A 16,304-nucleotide genomic window follows, 5' to 3' on the forward strand; every position below is an offset into this window, starting at 1 on the left:
TCGGTAACTTGAACCCGACCTTCCTTCGCATTTACAGCAGTTCCCGTAGCGGAATCCTTTCACTCTCCTATCTTCTCGACAATTTCAGATAAGGAACGTGAATTGCGGTTGGAGAAGCTATCAAACGAAACGTTTCAGGAATAGCGTTAGAAGCAAACGAATGCGTCTTCCGGACATCGTTTACGCAAAGCGGACATTCCCTTGCCTTAGCGAAGCCGGGTTAGCCAAGCATCCAGGGTACCGAATAACCACTCACGTAGTCGCTGCAACCGTGGCCTTTGAGCCCAGTGGGCAGGATCGATCTCGTGGCTGGTCGCGAAATTACGCTCGAACAGTGCCGCCACTTCATCGGCAAAACGAGCATCATGAACTTCCTGGTTGGCTTCCAGATTCCAGTGCAAGCTCCAATGGTCGAAATTGCACGATCCAAGAGTGGTCCAGTCGTCGACAAGCGAAAACTTGGCATGAATGAAAGTGGGCTGGAACTCGAAGATGCGTACACCAGCACGCAGCAGGCGTCCATAGAAGCGCTGGCCGGCATAACGTACCATGGGGTGATCGTGGGTCTCGCCTGGCAACAGCAGGCGTACATCGACACCGCGTTTCGCGGCCTTAGCCAGACGCATGCGCAGGCTGAAAGTCGGCACGAAGTAGGGCGTACAAATCCAGATACGGCGTGTTGCTGAGGATATTTGTTTATGCAGCGAGTGACGGATGGCCTGATAACGATACCCTTGCCCCCATACCACCCGTCCACGCATGCCTTGATCGTCGCTATGCGTTGAGACATCCAGCGTCAGATTGCGTACCAGACCGGCTTTCCCTCTACCACGGCTCAAGGGAGAATCCCATAGCCGCGAGAACAATCGCACCCAGTCGACGACCACTGGCCCTTCGATGCGTATCGCCACTTCGTACCAGGCATCCAGAAACTCATCCACGGCACCGAAGCCACCGGTAAAAGCCAGGCGACCATCCACCACCACCAGCTTGCGGTGGTCACGAGTCAGATTCTTGGCCAGAGAATGAAATCCCAAGGGATTGAAGAAGCGTAGCGCCACACCTCGTTCGCGCAGACGCGCCCGATCCTCATCGACGAGTCCCATCGATCCATAGCCATCCAGCATCAGCATCACCGAAACACCTCGTTCGGCGGCCCGTCCCAGGGCATCGATCATTCCCTCCGCCAGGCGCCCCGACTCCATCAGATACAACTCGATCAGAATCGAGGAACGGGCCTGTTCGATGGCGGCGAACATCTCGGGGATGAATCGCTTGGCTTCCGGCAACAGCGTGAAGTGGTTACCTTCTCTCCACATGCCGCGCATGGTGGTCTCCTCCGCTCCTCGAACTCCATTGACGCATGTTTGCCTGCATGACGAAAGATTGCCCCTGCGGTAAGGCTGCCGTTACCGCTATACTGGCCGCCATCGTCTCATATAAGGCAATGGAATGGCCTGGAACTCTGTTTTCTCGAACTTAGTGCGTGCACCTCTACGTCGCCTGATTGCCACGTGGGTAGAGCTACGTCTGATCGAACCGAGCCCCGAACGACTCGACCTCAACCCCGAATGTCCGATCCTCTATGTTCTGCCACACCCCGCTCTCAGCGATACCCTATTGCTGGAGTCACTTTGCTCACGTCGAGGGTTACCCTCACCAACTAGGCGCCTCACCTTTGGGCGCACTACCCTGCGCGCGTGTTTGCCACTACCAGCCACCAGTCGCCGCTTTGGCCGTCGGGCGCCTCCCACCCCACCTTTCACGGCTCTGATCGAACATCTCACCAACCATCCCGGTGAGGATATCCAGTTAGTCCCGGTTAGCGTGTTCTGGGGCCGAGCCCCCGGAAAGCGGTTCGGCTTCTGGAAAATGCTTGCCGCCGATAGCTGGCAATTCACCGGCAGTCTGCGCCGAGCACTGTCAGTGATCGTCAACGGTAAGAGCGTGGAACTTCACTTCGGCGCGCCCCTGCATCTCAAGGATCTACTGGACGAGCGTCCCAGCGCGATGGCTAACCGTAAGGTGGCAAGACTACTGCGTGTCCATTTCCGACGCATGCGTACCCGCGTACTTGGCCCCGACCTTTCTCACCGCCGCACGTTGATCGATGGTGTCGTGGGAAGCCCTGCGGTGCGACAAGCCATCGACGAAGTGGCTGCTGCCCAAGGACGCTCGACAGCCAGAATCAAGAAGCGTGCCTGGCGCTATGGCCATGAAATTGCCTCCAACATGTCCTACCCAGTGCTGCGTTTCATGGACAGCCTGCTCGAACGATTGTGGAACCGGCTTTATGAAGGGGTCGACGTTCATGGGCTGGAGCACATCAAGGCACTGGCCGGTGAACACACGTTGGTCTATGTGCCTTGCCATCGCAGTCATATCGACTACTTGCTGCTTTCCTATGTGCTCTACCGCGATGGCTTGATGCCACCGCATATCGCTGCCGGTCGTAATCTCGACATGCCGTTGATTGGTAGTTTGCTACGCCGTGGCGGGGCCTTCTTCATGCGCCGCAGCTTCAAGGACAACCGGCTCTATGGAGCGGTATTCAACGAATATCTGCATCGTCTACTGTCACGCGGCCATCCGCTGGAATACTTCATCGAGGGCGGCCGCTCGCGCAGTGGTCGCATGCTCTCACCACGCCCGGGGATGCTGGCCATGACCTTGCGCTCCCACGCCCGCACTTCTCCTGCCATCGCTACCGACAGGGCACGCGGGCTGGTTTTCGTACCGGTCTATATCGGCTACGAAAAGGTACTGGAGAGCAATGCCTACCTCAAGGAGCTCAAAGGCCACCAGAAACGCAAGGAGTCACCGTTGGACCTGGTTCGTGTACTTGGCCAGCTTCGCCAGCCATTCGGCCGGGTAGCGGTGAATATCGGCGATCCCTTGTATTTGGACGCCTTTCTCGACCATCACACGCCTCAATGGCGCTTGCAGCGCGATCTGCCACGTTCACCCTGGATGACCGACGTCATACCACGCCTGGGCAACGAACTGGCACGACGCATCAACGACGCGGCAGCTCTCAATGCGGTCAACCTGGTGGCCCTCGTACTACTTTCCACGCCACATCATGCCATTGAGACCCAACTGCTCATTCGTCAGTTGAATCTGCTGGACACGCTGCAGCGTCGACTGCCAGGAGGGGCTCACATCAGTCTGCCCAAAGGCGACGCCGAGACATGGATCGCGCAAGTGGCTGATCTCGGTTTCATCGAACGCCGCGACCAGGCCCTAGGCGAATTGATACTGACCGACGCGGCGCATGCCAGCCTGTTGAGCTGGTATCGCAACAACGTGTTGCACTTGTTCGCTCTGGCGGGGCTTACGGCTTTCGCTTTCCGCAACAATGCTCGCTTGCGGCAGGCAGAACTGCACGACCTGCTAGCTCCAAGTTGGCCGATACTCTGCAGGGAGCTGTTCATTGCATCACCTACGGCGCTCGACACCACCCTGCGCGATATGCTCGAGACATTTGCCGAACAGGGCTTGCTCGAATTCAAGGATGGTGCCTGGCAACGACCAAGCGGCCTGCTCGAAGTCAATGAACAGTTGCAGCTGTTGGGAGGCTTGGTGCAACCGACGCTGGAACGTGGCTTCCTGTTACTCACTACCCTGTTGCGCAAGCCTAGCGGGACTTTGAGCCAAGACGCCCTTGCTGAGCAGAGTCGTCAGTTCGCCGAGCGCCTGGCATTGCTCTCGGGGAGGGAAGCGCCAGAATTCTTCGATGCGCGAGTCTTCGCGGGTCTGATCGAGTCGTTACACGATGAAGGGTGGTTGTGGCTGGAGCAGGATCGCGTGCATTACGGATCAACCCTCGAACAAGGGGCACGCCGGGCTAGTACCTTGTTCGATCCGGCACTACGCCAGCGACTGCTGCAGATCACCGAGACACAAGGCTCTGTCTGAAAACCGTCTGCGCGACTTTTCAGACAGCTCCTAGTGTGACGGAGTCGGTTCGATTCCTACGCTCTTTCGCCATCGGAACTTCCATAACGACCAGAGCCCAGCCTTACAAGCCGGGCTCTGGTTCCACCCCCCCGGTCAGTTCACAACGCTGAGGGTGGTTCTTCTCTCCCTGCCGCTCAGGAAGCATTCTCCTCTTGGGTATCAGCATCGTTACCCTCGGCAGGATCGGGCTCATCGCCCGCTTGGGTGCCTTCACTGGCTTCGACGGCTGGAGCACCGGCCTCATCCGGGTCGGGGCTCACTCTGGTACTGTCATCCGTACCTTTGCTACCTTCGCCTTGGTGCTCCTCTTCTTCCCATTCTGCTTCCTGCCCGGTGGTGTCGGACGCCTCCTCCTTCTCGGTATCCTCGGCGAATGCCAGTGGGCTAGCCGTCAGGCCTAACACCACGCCTACTATCCCAATTCGCTTGAGAAACTCTCGAGACATCATATCCAACTCCAGTTCGAGTGCGCCAACACAACACTCTTTTCCGCGGTACGACACGCTGCGCCGTACCGTTTCATCCATATCGGGCAACGCAGCGGGAGTATGGTCCAATCGTCCGGTGCCAGCGTTGCCACTCCATCCGCCACTTCCCGCGCCCCATCTCGCGGTGGAGAAACATCAGCAGCACAAGCTACGTTGTGCCTGGGCCAGGAGAGCTGGCGGTCTCTTTTAGATAGTTCGTGGGCTAGTGAGTTTCTTGCGTAAGCGGGAGGAATCAGAAGAAGTCGGGAAGCTAGCACGAGCTGTGTCAAGCTAGTGCCCTATGCACATACAGGTCGTATCGACTGGTCTTACCCTCGATGACGTGTCGCGGCATCGGGCCATCGATGGCTGGCGCCGTACGTGGGCGTTTGACCGCTACACGGTGGCTAGCGACATCCAGCGCAGCCTCCAGCAGGCGCGGGGCGTCATCATCGTCGCCGGCCAGATCGCGGAAGATGCGCATCTCCTTTTTGACCAGCGCCGACTTGGCGCGGTGGGGAAACATCGGGTCGAGGTGAATCACCTGCGGTGGGAAGTCGGCCGCGGCCACCACTGCCGCCAGCTCACGACAGGCGTCGCCATGCGCCAGGCGCAGGCGCGCGGCAATGGGTGCCGTTTCCGGGTTGCAAGCGGCACGCGCCAGGGCATCCTCGAGCAAAGCGAAAATCGCCGGGACACGCTCGATCATCAATACCTCGGCACCTAGGCTCGCCAGTACGAAGGCATCGCGCCCCAGCCCTGCGGTAGCATCTATGATGGACGGTGCCTGAGTCTTGCCCAGACCACATGCCTTGGCGACGAGTTGGCCACGCCCGCCGCCGAAAAGCCGTCGATGCGCGACCCTACCAGCGACGAAATCGGCCTTGAGCGGCTTGCCATAGCGCCTTTCGTCACCGGCTAGCACCAGCGCACCATCACACTGCATCAAGGTCAGGCCTGCCCCGGGGGTCTCTTGCCAAGGAAGCCCCAGGCGCTCGGCCAAGGATTTCAGGTCCATGCCACAGACACTGACAGGATTCGGCGTCATCGGCTCTTCTGCCACGCAACCTGGTCACGCAAATAGACCGGTTGCACCAGGTGCGCCTCACGTCCCTCTCCTGCGGCGAACTGACGGGCCGCCAGCTGCACCATGTCCTCTGCCGCCGGCGCCAGCTCGCTGAGATGCTGACTGATCCCAGCCTGTACCGTCACTGGTATCGAATCCCACAGAGTCCAGCCCGAGCCGACACCGACCCAATCGGCGTCTTCGTATCCTTTAGGTAAGGTCAGACGCTCGGGTGGCAATACCGCCTCTTCGGTCAAAGGCTCGAGTTCACCGCTATGACAGCGATACGCACCGACGTACAGCTCACCCATACGCGCATCCAGCGCCGGTAAGACGTAGCGCAGGTGGTAACGACGATGGGCAGCGAGCGCCAGGGCCGCCAGGGTCGAGACCCCGAGCAGCGGCTTGTCGGCGCCGAAAGCCAACCCCTGGGCTACCCCAGCGGCAATGCGCAAGCCGGTGAACGAACCGGGGCCGCGGCCATAGGCCAGGGCATCAAGCTGGTGCAGGCCGATATCGGCTTCAGCCAGTAGTTCATCGACCATCGGCATCAGTCGACGGGTGTGTTCACGGGGCGTCAAGGCAAAGCGTGACAGCACCTCGTCGCGCCCCTCCCGATGAATCATCAGGGCGGCGGAACAGGCATTAGAAGAGGCATCCAAGGCCAGCAGCGTCGGCATATATCTCGCTTATCATGGCTGATCAGGTGAGCGCATTATACGCTAACGGCCCGCAGGTTGCGGGCCGTCTGGAGTACGAAACAGCAATGAGGCGTTACCCTTTCAGGGCTTGCATTACCTGACGGGTGATCTCATCCACGCTACCGATGCCCTCGACACGATGATAGGCCGGCGCCGTCTTCGGATCCTCCTTGGCCCAGCGCTGGTAGTAATCAACCAGCGGTGCAGTCTGCTCATGGTATACCGCCAGACGATTACGCACCGTGGATTCGCGATCGTCTTCACGCTGAACCAGAGACTCGCCAGTGACATCGTCCTTGCCAGCTTCCTTGGGCGGATTGTACTCGACATGATAGACACGTCCGGAACCGGGGTGTACGCGGCGACCGGCCAGACGCTTGACGATTTCCTCGTCGTCCACGGCAATTTCCAACACATGGTCGAGTCTGACATTGGCCTCTTTCATGGCATCGGCCTGACGAATCGTGCGAGGGAAACCATCGAACAGGAAACCATTGGCACAATCGGGCTGAGAGATGCGCTCCTTGACCAGGGCGATGATGATATCGTCGGATACCAGGCCACCACTGGCCATGATCTCCTTGACCTTGAGCCCCAACTCACTGCCTTCCTTGACCGCCGCACGTAGCATGTCGCCGGTGGAAATCTGCGGAATACCGAATCGCTCGCAGATGAATTGGGCTTGGGTACCTTTGCCGGCACCTGGGGCGCCCAACAGGATCAAACGCATCTGTACTGCTCCTTGGATGAGTCGGAAAAGCTTTTTGTTAAAAGACAATTAAGCGAGACGATAACCGGGGTGCCACGCGCAAACAAGCGGGCAAGTACACATCGATGCCCTTCTAACGAGAAGTTTGACCTTTCTCAACAACGAGTTGCCTGCCAAATAACACTTTGGTCTCGGCGAGGCACAATGTGCATATATGCCAACGGCGCCCGGAGGCGCCGTAGGATGATCGAAAAATGAATCGATCGCGCCTTACAGCAACAGGCGACGAATGTCCGTCAATGCCTGCCCCAGGAAGGCGGTGAATCGCGCCGCGTCGGCACCATTGACAGCGCGGTGGTCATAGGACAGACACAGCGGCATCATCAACCGCGGCTGGAAGGCCTGACCATCCCACACCGGCTTCATCTGCGCCTTGGAGATGCCGAGGATGGCAACTTCCGGGGCGTTGACAATCGGTGTGAAGGCGGTGCCGCCGATCGAGCCCAGACTGGAGATGGTGAAACAGCCGCCGGTCATCTCCTCACGCTTGAGCTTTTTGGACTGAGCCTTGCCAGCCAGTTCGACGCTTTCCTTGGCCAGTTCGATCAGTGACTTCTGGTCGGCATCGCGAATCACCGGTACCATCAGACCGTCAGGCGTGTCGACCGCCACCCCGATGTGTACGTACTTCTTCCACACCAGAGTTTCGCCGTCACCCTTGAGACTAACGTTGAACTGCGGGAACTTCTTCAGTGCAAAGGCGCAAGCCTTGATCAGGAACGGCAGCGGTGTGAGCTTGGCCCCCTGGGCTTCGGCCTCGGCCTTCATCGACTTGCGGAAAGCTTCCAGTTCAGTGATGTCGGCCTCATCGAACTGAGTGACGTGCGGTACGTTCAGCCAACTGCGATGCAGGTTATTGGCGCCCATCTTCAGCAGGCGTCCCATCGGTTTTTCTTCGACGTCACCAAACTGACTGAAGTCGACCTCTGGGATCGGGGGAATACCGGCACCGCCGGTAGGTGCTGCAGCCGGTGCCGGTGCCGCTGCTGTTCCTTGCCGCGACATCACCTGCTTCACATAGGCGTGCACATCTTCCTTCAACACCCGGTTCTTGGGACCACTGGGTTTGACCAAGACTAGGTCGACTCCCAGTTCGCGAGCCAACATGCGTACCGCAGGACCGGCATGCACCAGCTTGCCTTCGCGTGGCTTGTGTTCGGCCATCTGCGCTTCTGGGCTCGGAACGGCAGCAGGCGTCGCTGCCTTCTGTTCCTGCTGTTGCTTCTGCGGCGCCGGCTCGGACTTATCTGGAGCGGCTGCAGGAGCTGATGTAGCACCAATTGTCTCGATATAGCCGATCAAATCACCCTCGGAAACGGTGTCACCTTCCTTCACGACAAGCTCGAGGAGCTTGCCTTTGTAAGGACTGGGTACATCCATTGAGGCCTTGTCGGATTCCAGGGTGATCAGCGGGTCCTCTTCCTCGAGTTCATCGCCGGGGCTGACGGCGACCTCGATGATTGGCACGTCGCTGGAGCCGGACAAATCCGGCACCCGAATCTCTTTACGCTGCGGTTCACCTCCGGCAACGGCCTCTGCCTGTGGTGAAGGCTCGGCAGGCGCCTGGGCCGCTTCCGCAGCGGAAGCCGGCTCGAAGGTTTCCTCGGCAGCCTCAGCTTCAGCAATCTCCATGCTGCCGATCACATCACCTTCAGAGACGGTATCGCCCTCTTTCACCGACAGTTTGACCAGCTTGCCGGCATAGGGGCTAGGTACGTCCATGGAGGCCTTGTCGGACTCCAGAGTGATCAAGGTATCTTCCTCGGCGACATCATCGCCTTCGGAAACCGCCACCTCGATAATCTCGACGTCGCTGGAACCACCCAGGTCGGGCACTCTGACTTCCACCGTGCGCTTGCCACCTGCCGCTGGCTTGGATACAGGCTTTTCCTCCGCAGCTGGTGCCGGCTTCGATTCCGGCTCGGCGGCTTCCTGCTTCGCTTCAGCCTGTTCGCCGCCAGCGCCTTCCACGTCCAGCTCGACGATCTGGTCGCCTTCGGAAACGGTATCGCCTTCCTTGACCAACACCTTCAGCACCTTGCCGCCCTTGGGCGAAGGTACGTCCATACTAGCCTTGTCGGACTCCAGGGTAATCAGGGTATCTTCGGCATCGATCACGTCGCCTTCCGACACCGCGATCTCGATGATTTCGACATCGGTGCTGCCGCCGATGTCGGGGACTTTGATGATTTCGCTACTCAAGGTCGCGCTCCTTTCGAATCGTGCGTGCCGCAGGTGCTTCCTAGCTGAGCTGTTTGGGGGCCGTAGCCCCCGGCATGGCACCTGCCGCGCTGGTCAACGGCTCAAGACACCAAAGGATTGGGCTTGTAAGGGTCGATGCCATACTTCTTGATGGCGTCCGCCACGACCTTGCGGTCGATCTCACCACGGTCGGCCAGCGCCTTGAGCGCGGCCACCGTGACGAAGTAGCGGTCGACCTCGAAGAAGTGACGCAGCTTTTCACGGGTGTCGGAACGACCGTAACCATCAGTACCCAAGACATGATAGTCGGTCGGCACCCACGCACGGACCTGGTCGGCGAACAGTTTCATGTAGTCGGTCGAGGCAATTGCCGGGCCCTTGCGACCTTCCAGGCAACGAGTCACATGCGGCTTAGCCGGCTCGGACTCTGGTCTGAGGAATGCCTGGCGATCGAGTTCCAGAGCCTCACGGCGCAGCTCATTGAAACTGGTCACACTCCAGATATCGGCACCGATATCGAATTCGTCCTTGAGCATCTCGGCAGCGGCTTCGACCTCACGCAGGATCGTGCCGGATCCCATCAGTTGGACATGTCCCTTGCTACCCTTCGTCTCACGCAGCAGGTACATGCCCTTGATGATGTCTTCGGCGGGGATCTCGTCGAGGGCCGGGTGTTCGTAGTTCTCGTTCATTACCGTCAGGTAATAGAAGCAGTTTTCCTTGTCGGCGAACATCCGCTTCAGACCGTCCTGGACGATCACCGCCACCTCATGGGCATAGGTCGGGTCGTAGCTGCGGCAGTTGGGAATGGTCGACGCCTGGATATGGCTGTGGCCATCCTGGTGCTGGAGCCCTTCGCCATTCAAGGTAGTGCGACCGGCAGTACCGCCAACCAGGAAGCCACGCGCCTGCATGTCACCGGCAGCCCAGGCCAAGTCCCCGACACGCTGGAAGCCGAACATCGAGTAGTAGACATAGAACGGCAACAGCGTGGTGTTATGGTTCGAATAGGAAGTCGCAGCGGCAATCCACGCCGACATGGCACCGGCCTCGGTGATGCCCTCTTCGAGGATCTGACCCTGCTTGTCCTCGCGGTAGAACATGATCTGGCCCTTGTCCACCGGCTCGTACTTCTGACCTTCCGAGGTATAGATACCGAGTTGGCGGAACATGCCCTCCATACCGAAGGTTCTCGCCTCGTCAGGGATGATCGGTACCACACGCGAACCGATCTTCTTGTCCTTGACCAAGCCATTGAGCACCCGCACGAAGGCCATGGTGGTGGAAATTTCACGTCCCTTGGAACCACCGGTCTGGGAAGCGAAGGTCTTGTCGTCGAGATCGGGGATCTCGAGGGACTCGAACTCGGTACGGCGTTGCGGTAGATAACCGCCTAGCCGTTCGCGTTGCATGTGCATGTACTTCAGTTCGGGACTGTCGCCGTCCGGCTTGAAGTAAGGCACTTCCTTGAGCTGTTCATCGGTCAACGGAATACCGAAGCGGTCGCGGAATTTCTTCAGCGCCTCGTATTCCATGCTCTTGACCTGGTGCGCCTCCATGGCAGACTCGCCATCGCCGCCCCCCATGCCATAGCCCTTGACGGTGTGGGCAAGGATCACCGTGGGCTTGCCATTGGTGCTATTCACCGCCTCGTGATAGGCCGCATAGACCTTGTAAGGGTCGTGGCCGCCACGGTTGAGACGCCAGATGTCCTCGTCGGACATGTCCTTGACCATCTCTGCCGTCTCGGGGTACTTGCCGAAGAAGTGTTCGCGCGTGTAGGCGCCGCCATTGGCCTTGTAGTTCTGGTAATCGCCGTCGACCGCTTCGTCCATGCGCTTCTGCAGCACACCCTTCTTGTCCTGCTCGAACAACGGATCCCAGAAACGCCCCCACACCACTTTCAGTACGTTCCAGCCAGCGCCACGGAACACGCCTTCCAGTTCATCCATGATCCGCGAGTTGCCACGTACCGGACCATCGAGACGCTGCAAATTGCAGTTGATGACGAAAATCAGATTGTCGAGATTCTCGCGACCAGCAAGCGATATGGCACCCAGGGATTCCGGTTCGTCGCACTCACCGTCACCCATGAAGCACCAGATCTTGCGATCCTGCATATCCTTGATTTCTCGAGAATCAAGGTACTTCATCACATGGGCTTGGTAGATGGCCTGGATCGGCCCTAGCCCCATGGACACGGTGGGGAACTGCCAGAAGTCTGGCATCAACCAAGGGTGCGGGTAGGACGACAGACCATCGCCATCCACTTCCTGGCGGAACTTATCCATCTGTTCCTGGCTCAAGCGCCCTTCGAGGAAGGCGCGTGCATACACGCCGGGTGCGACATGGCCCTGAATGTAGACCAGGTCTCCCTCGAAATCGCCCCGTGGGGCACGGAAGAAATGGTTGAAACCGACATCGTACAGCGTGGCCGCTGACATGAAGCTGGCGATATGGCCACCAAGCCCCGCATGGGCCCGGTTGTTACGAATTACCTGAGCGATGGCGTTATAACGGATCAAAGAGCGGATACGCCGCTCCATGAACAGATCGCCGGGCATACGCGCTTCGCGGTGCACCGGGATGCTGTTGCGATGGGGGGTCGTCACCGAGAAGGGTACCTGCATACCGTCGCGCCGCAGACGATTAGCCAGACGGCTCAGCAGGTGTTGGGCGCGTTCCTCGCCCTCACGATCCAAGACCGATTCCAGGGATTCCATCCATTCCGCGGTTTCGACCGGATCGAGATCTTCTCTTGCCTCCAGACTCATAGACGTCTCTCCGAATGAAGATATTGTGTCAGTCTGCCCTCACCCGGGGGTGGAGGGGCGTGTGGCGCTCTTCAGTGCGGGCGTGACCTTCTTTGGGTCACATCTCCGTGGAAATATCTGATGTCGATGATTTACAGAATGTAGCTAAGTTACAGAAACGTCCGCGGATCGTTCGAATTCAGGGCTCGAAGATACCGCAAACTGGCGCTCATGCCAATTAGGATGAACATGGAAACTTTTTCCATTTGCCTTGCTGCGGCGCAATAAACGCTATTTCAATGCACCGAATCAGGCTGGAATAGTGACATCAAAATGTAGCAAAACTACATGTCATTTCCTTTACATCGGTCATTTCTTCCCGAGGCAGCGCCGAAAGTAGGCCCAGTCGAAAGCCGGGCCAGGGTCGGTCTTGCGCATGGGGGCAATCTTCGCATGACTGGTGATACGCTCCTGCACTAACTTGGGGTAATGCGCGAGCAACTCTCGCGTAACCCGGGCCAAAGCACAATACTGGGCGTCGCGATAAGGGCTGATCTCGTCGCCTTCCAGTTCGATGCCGATCGAGAAATCGTTGAGCTCACTGCGTTCACGTTCCCCATCGAACCAACGCGAGCGACCGGCATGCCATGCCCGGCGATCGAAAGGCACGAACTGCACACACTCACCATTGCGACGAATCAACAGGTGGGCCGAAACCTGCAGATGCGCGATCGTGGCGAAATAGGGATGGGCATCGGGATCGAGCCGATTGGTGAAGAACTGCTCGATCTCTGGACCACCGAACTCACCGGGTGGCAGGCTGATCGAGTGCAGCACCAAGGTCGAGACTTCTCCTTCGGGCCGCGCATTGTGATTGGGCGATGCCTCTCGTCGTGCGTCGCTCCACCATCCTGATTCTATCGGCATGCTCTCCCCTGACGTCGACCCGATGAATTCCCTATAATGACGTATATTGTCGCACATTCGAGAGCCGGACCCGCCCATGCACTATTATGAAGCCCTCGCCGAAGACATCCGCACCAGTGCCGCCAAGATGCTGTCCGAGGATGTCGGGCCCGGCGATATCACCGCGCAATTGATCCCCGAACAGCAATGGGCCAAGGCTAGCGTCACCACACGCGAGGATGCCGTGCTATGTGGCGTCGCCTGGGTCGATGAATTGTTCCGGCGCCTTGACTCGCGTGTCAGCCTGACCTGGCATGGTGCCGATGGTGACCGGCTTAGCTCCGGCAGTGTGTTTCTCGAGCTGGAAGGCCCTGCCAGAAGCCTGTTGAACGGCGAGCGTGCCGCCCTGAATCTGTTGCAGACGCTTTCAGCCACCGCTACCCGTACCCGGCAATATGTCGACCTGATCGCCGATACCGGCGTACGCCTGCTGGATACCCGCAAGACGCTACCTGGCCTGCGCTTGGCACAGAAGTACGCCGTGACCTGTGGTGGTGGCCACAACCATCGTATCGGCTTGTACGATGCCTTCCTGATCAAGGAGAACCATATCGCCGCCTGTGGTGGAATCGCTGCTGCCGTCAAGGAAGCGCGTAACATCGCACGCGACCTGTCGGTCGAAGTCGAGGTCGAAACCTTCGACGAGCTCGATCAGGCGATCGAGGCGGGAGCCGACGTCATCATGCTCGATAACTTCTCGCTCGATGATATGCGCGAGGCAGTGCGCCGTACCGCCGGGAGAGCCACTCTGGAGGCATCGGGGAATGTCAGCGATGCCACATTGCGGGATATCGCCGAAACCGGCGTCGACTGTATTTCCTCAGGCTCACTGACCAAGGACGTCAAGGCCATCGATCTATCGATGCGCATCACGCATACCGAGCTACGTTAAGGCAACGCCCGAGAAGCGCTGAACGGCAGCACTGAATAAATCGACGAGCCAACCTAGGTCTCCACTGCACCCAACTTCTTGCTCATTCTCAATCGCGGCAGGCTCTCGCCGCCGCGTTCCACCCACTCCTCGCCGTGACAGGTCCAGCCATGCTTCTTCAGACTCTCGCCCAGCACCAGGCTGGCTTCGATAGTCACACGCGATGCATCCTGTTCGAGCAGCAGACGCTCGGCATGGATCAACAAGGTTGAACCGATGCCCCGTCGTGCCAATGAAGACCAGACATACAGCGTCTCAATGCGTGCTCTGGAGATATCGAGTTCGAGAAAACCGACGCAACGCCCATCACAGGTTGCCACCAGTGTGGTGAAGAGCAACTGGCGAGCTGACCAAGCGCTGGCTTCACGCGGCAGCGCCGACGCCCAGGCCTCGCGCTGTGCAAGGCTATAGTGTGAGGCCGCTCCCTGCATCACCGCATGGTGAAAGACTTCAGCCTGGTCAGCTGCATCCCGCGGCACAGCCTCACGATAGCAAATACGGCCTGATGCGTTCGGTTTGGTCTTCGGCAGTTCAACCATCGAGAGGCACCGCATCGAAGTTTGCCGCTACGAAGTGGGCGCCGGTGGTCATGCCCGGCTCGCGTACCAACTGTACCGTACGTAGCCCGGCCTCGGCGGCGGCGTCCAGTTCGGCGACCACATCCGAAAGAAACAACACCGACTCGGCCGGCTCGCCAATCACCTCCACGATGCGACGATAACTCGCCATCTCGCGCTTGGGCCCGGTGGTGGTATCGAAATAGCCCGTGAACAGCGACGTCAGATCGCCAGCATCCGAATGGGCGAACAGCAACTTCTGGGCCTGCACCGAACCAGAAGAATAGACATAGAGGGCGATACCAGCCTGGTGCCAACGCTGGAGCCCATCGACGGCATCCGGATAGACATGACCGGTAAAATCACCGTTACGATAGCCGCGTTCCCAGACCAGACCCTGCAAAGCCTTGAGCGGAGTCACCTTGCGATCGTCATCGATCCAACCCTCGAGGATAGCGATCACACGCTCAAGATCCGCCTCAGGTTCATCGGCAAGGTGGCGAACAGCTTCGACCTGCTCGGCCACTACCGGTTCGTTGCCATGCTGGCGAACGAAGTCGCCCAGATGCCGACGTGCATAGGGGAACAACACCTCATGGACGAAGGCGATGGAACCGGTAGTGCCCTCGATATCGGTAACAATGGCACGAATCATGCCGCTCCCCGCCCTTGCTCGGTAGGTAACGACTCGAAACGTGGGAAACGCGAAGCGATGGATTCACCGGTGAAGTTGGCCACCCACCCCTCGGTATTGGTGAACAGGCGAATCGCGGTGAAATCCGGCTTCGGCCCCATATCGAACCAATGTGGAGTCCCTGCCGGTACCGACATCAAGTCGCCCGACGCACAACCGACCACATAGACCTTCTCACCCAAGTGCAGATAGAAGATTCCTTCGCCGCGCACGAAGAAGCGCACCTCATCCTCGCTATGGCGGTGCTCGTCGAGGAACTTGGCACGCAGGGCGTTCTTGTCTGGATGATCCGGTGTCAGGCCGATGACATCGGCGGTGGCAAAACCGGATTCGGCCTTGAGCCGTGCCACATCGTCGGCATAGGCCGCCAGCACGGTGTCCTGATCGGCACCTGGAGCCAGTTCAGCATCCGTAGTCCAACGTTCGAAGCGAATCCCTTGCTCAGCCAGTTCCTGGGCGATGCGCTCGCCATCATGGGTGGTCAGCAGCGCTTCACCGGCATCGCTGACGCGATAGCTCTCGTGATAGATATGCAGGAAGCTCATTTTCTCTCCTTCCCCTTATTCCGGAATTGGCTCATCGCCGCAGGGCCAATTCGCACTCGAACAGAAAATCCAGGGCCTCGACATGACGTAGGCAAGCCGTCATGTTGCGAGCCCAGGTATAGAGGCCATGGCCTCGAATCAGGTAGGCACAGCACGTCTCATCGGCGAGCCGGGTTCGCACCGCCTCCGCCAAGGCCGCGATATCCTGAGTATTATCAAAGATAGGTATCGCCACGCGGGCCTCATGGGTGGTCACGCCTTCCAGCGCTTTCTGCAATTCATAGCCAGACAACCAAAGGGTAGCGGATGATTCCAGACGCGACAGCACCGTGGCTGCCCGCGAATGGGTATGCAGGATCGCACCGATGAAAGAGTTGTCCTCGTAAAGCTGGCCGTGCAGACGTGCTTCGTCGGATGGCTTGAGAGAGCTGCCGAACGGTGTCGCTGCGAAATCGGTGACCATGATGTCGGCTGGCGTCAGACACCCCTTGTGGCGACCGGACGCCGTCACCGCCATGTAACGATCGTCCAAGCGTACTGAAAAATTGCCGCCGGTGGCCGGTACCTGGCCGGCAGCATGCAGCTCACGCCCAGCCTCGACGATAGCCTGCTGAGCGCGGGCCAGATGTTCCAGATCGATCACCGTCATCACCTCACGGGCAAAATATCAGGCGCAGACTACACAAGCTCGCC

At 58.9% G+C, this 16,304-nt stretch carries 14 protein-coding genes; 2 read left to right on the top strand and 12 right to left on the bottom strand.

The annotated features are described in order from the left end of the window. Positions 1–206: 206 nt before the first annotated feature. Complete coding sequence (locus L861_RS10425) at positions 207–1,328, bottom strand: phospholipase D-like domain-containing protein (protein ID WP_016415921.1); 1,122 nt, start codon at positions 1,326–1,328, stop codon at positions 207–209. Positions 1,329–1,452: 124 nt separating this feature from the next. Here L861_RS10425 and plsB point away from each other — a divergent pair, with 124 nt between their 5' ends. After that, positions 1,453–3,918, top strand: coding sequence for a glycerol-3-phosphate 1-O-acyltransferase PlsB (gene plsB, locus L861_RS10430; RefSeq protein WP_021029162.1), 2,466 nt, complete (start codon positions 1,453–1,455; stop codon positions 3,916–3,918). Positions 3,919–4,094: 176 nt separating this feature from the next. On the opposite strand, the gene L861_RS10435 is transcribed toward plsB, so the two are convergent. The 7 genes from L861_RS10435 to ampD all read right to left on the bottom strand — a co-directional run bounded on the left by L861_RS10435 (position 4,095) and on the right by ampD (position 12,845). After that, the gene (locus tag L861_RS10435; protein WP_016415923.1) at positions 4,095–4,409 is read right to left on the bottom strand and encodes a hypothetical protein; all 315 of its coding nucleotides are present in this window, start codon (positions 4,407–4,409) and stop codon (positions 4,095–4,097) included. A gap of 304 nt (positions 4,410–4,713) precedes the next feature. Next, entirely contained in the window at positions 4,714–5,445 is a 732-nt protein-coding gene (locus tag L861_RS10440) for a class I SAM-dependent methyltransferase (RefSeq protein WP_016415924.1), read from the bottom strand. Positions 5,446–5,471: 26 nt separating this feature from the next. After that, on the bottom strand, positions 5,472–6,173 hold the full coding sequence (gene tsaB / locus L861_RS10445) for a tRNA (adenosine(37)-N6)-threonylcarbamoyltransferase complex dimerization subunit type 1 TsaB (protein WP_016415925.1): 702 nt from the start codon (positions 6,171–6,173) through the stop codon (positions 5,472–5,474). Between the two features lie 94 nt (positions 6,174–6,267). Further along, positions 6,268–6,924, bottom strand: coding sequence for an adenylate kinase (adk, locus tag L861_RS10450; RefSeq protein WP_016415926.1), 657 nt, complete (start codon positions 6,922–6,924; stop codon positions 6,268–6,270). A 249-nt stretch (positions 6,925–7,173) separates the two neighbouring features. After that, on the bottom strand, positions 7,174–9,165 hold the full coding sequence (aceF, locus tag L861_RS10455; protein ID WP_016415927.1) for a pyruvate dehydrogenase complex dihydrolipoyllysine-residue acetyltransferase: 1,992 nt from the start codon (positions 9,163–9,165) through the stop codon (positions 7,174–7,176). A 101-nt stretch (positions 9,166–9,266) separates the two neighbouring features. Further along, a complete protein-coding gene (gene aceE, locus L861_RS10460) occupies positions 9,267–11,939 on the bottom strand; it encodes a pyruvate dehydrogenase (acetyl-transferring), homodimeric type (RefSeq protein WP_016415928.1) in 2,673 nt (890 codons plus the stop codon). A gap of 348 nt (positions 11,940–12,287) precedes the next feature. Further along, entirely contained in the window at positions 12,288–12,845 is a 558-nt protein-coding gene (gene ampD / locus L861_RS10465; RefSeq protein ID WP_021029163.1) for a 1,6-anhydro-N-acetylmuramyl-L-alanine amidase AmpD, read from the bottom strand. A gap of 76 nt (positions 12,846–12,921) precedes the next feature. Here ampD and nadC point away from each other — a divergent pair, with 76 nt between their 5' ends. After that, positions 12,922–13,776, top strand: coding sequence for a carboxylating nicotinate-nucleotide diphosphorylase (gene nadC, locus L861_RS10470; protein ID WP_016415930.1), 855 nt, complete (start codon positions 12,922–12,924; stop codon positions 13,774–13,776). 53 nt (positions 13,777–13,829) lie between these two features. Here nadC and L861_RS10475 read toward each other — a convergent pair whose 3' ends face one another. From L861_RS10475 to L861_RS10490, 4 genes are read right to left on the bottom strand one after another with little or no spacing between them, the layout of a single operon-like run. Continuing rightward, positions 13,830–14,354 carry a GNAT family N-acetyltransferase gene (locus L861_RS10475; RefSeq protein WP_016415931.1) on the bottom strand — a complete coding sequence of 175 codons (525 nt, stop codon included), beginning with the start codon at positions 14,352–14,354 and terminating at the stop codon, positions 13,830–13,832. Further along, on the bottom strand, positions 14,347–15,027 hold the full coding sequence (gene mtnC, locus L861_RS10480; protein WP_016415932.1) for an acireductone synthase: 681 nt from the start codon (positions 15,025–15,027) through the stop codon (positions 14,347–14,349). Before mtnC ends, L861_RS10475 begins: the two co-directional genes overlap by 8 nt. Next, positions 15,024–15,611, bottom strand: coding sequence for a 1,2-dihydroxy-3-keto-5-methylthiopentene dioxygenase (locus tag L861_RS10485; protein WP_016415933.1), 588 nt, complete (start codon positions 15,609–15,611; stop codon positions 15,024–15,026). The genes mtnC and L861_RS10485 overlap by 4 nt, the downstream gene beginning before the upstream one ends. 31 nt (positions 15,612–15,642) lie before the next feature. Next, positions 15,643–16,260 carry a methylthioribulose 1-phosphate dehydratase gene (locus L861_RS10490; RefSeq protein ID WP_016415934.1) on the bottom strand — a complete coding sequence of 206 codons (618 nt, stop codon included), beginning with the start codon at positions 16,258–16,260 and terminating at the stop codon, positions 15,643–15,645. Positions 16,261–16,304: the final 44 nt, after the last annotated feature.

The organism is Litchfieldella anticariensis FP35 = DSM 16096, assembly GCF_000409775.1.
Classification (GTDB): domain Bacteria; phylum Pseudomonadota; class Gammaproteobacteria; order Pseudomonadales; family Halomonadaceae; genus Litchfieldella; species Litchfieldella anticariensis.